This is a genomic window from Sulfitobacter sp. HI0129 (assembly GCF_001635395.1).
GTDB lineage: Bacteria > Pseudomonadota > Alphaproteobacteria > Rhodobacterales > Rhodobacteraceae > Sulfitobacter.
Genome location: NZ_LWGH01000786.1, coordinates 1 through 991, shown reverse-complemented (window position 1 = coordinate 991; position 991 = coordinate 1). Strand labels below are relative to the sequence as shown.

Genomic DNA, 991 nt, shown 5'->3' with positions numbered 1-991 from the left:
CCGATCATGGGGGAGAGGCCAAGCTGGCTTACCAGTGTCATCAGCAGGATGATGATGCAGGCGATGACGCCCGGCCCGATCGAGACATGTTCGATCAGCATGCGAAGCTTTTCGGCGGGCAGCATTTCCACCACGGTCAGTCCGAGGAAGGCGCTGGCGCCGATCAGGCAGATTTCACTGGTTGAATCGGGCAGTGCGCGGAACCCGTCGCGGGCAAGGGATTTGAGATTGCCCGAGAAGGGGCGGCCTTCGGTCAGCAGGACCCAGATCACCGCCATGGCGGGAATGACGATCAGGATCGCGGCCCGCATCGGAATGCCGACCACCGCCTCGGCCAGTGCCGACAGCCCGGTGATCGCTAGGAGCAACCCGAGCAGCGCGGCCATGGCGAGGCCCGCGCCCTTGTGGGGCGACGGGGTGAAGGTGCGGCGCGGACGGCGCTCCAGCCGGTCGAACACCCAGCCGAGGGCGAAGAAGACCACCATCAGGCCAAGGCCGTAGGGCAGGTAGGACACATATCCCAATGTCGGCATCAGCGGGATGAGCATGTTGATGGCCAGCCCGACCGGCGACCACAGGATGGTGGCGGCAAAGCCGCGCAGGACCGCATTGGTGATTCGCCGCCCCTGCACTTCGGCGATGTCGGGGCTGGGCGCGGCGCGGTCACGTTCGGCCAGCGCGATCCCGAGCAGAAGCTGCAGGCCGCCGAGATTGAGCAGGATGCCGAAGATATGACTGCCGCTGGCCAGCAGGGCGAACCGCCGCGACGGGGGCTGGTCCACCACGAAATGGGCGGCGGTACTGACGATGTTCGAGCGCATCGCGGCCACCCGCAGGATCGCCATGACGGCCAGCAGGGCAGGAAGGTAGAGCGCGCGGCTTGCTGCAAGGGCAAGGCTGCCCGGATCGCCCCCGGTCAGGACCAGCAGCGCCCCCGACAGCGCGGCGAGCAGGAGCAGGACCTTGGCGTTGGTGCGCACATGACGCCAAC

General features: G+C 67.1%; 1 protein-coding gene. It reads right to left on the bottom strand.

Going from position 1 to position 991, the window contains the following annotated elements:
* Positions 1-991 (bottom strand): hypothetical protein (locus A3764_RS19080; protein ID WP_067951954.1); only part of this gene is annotated, 991 nt, incomplete at both ends.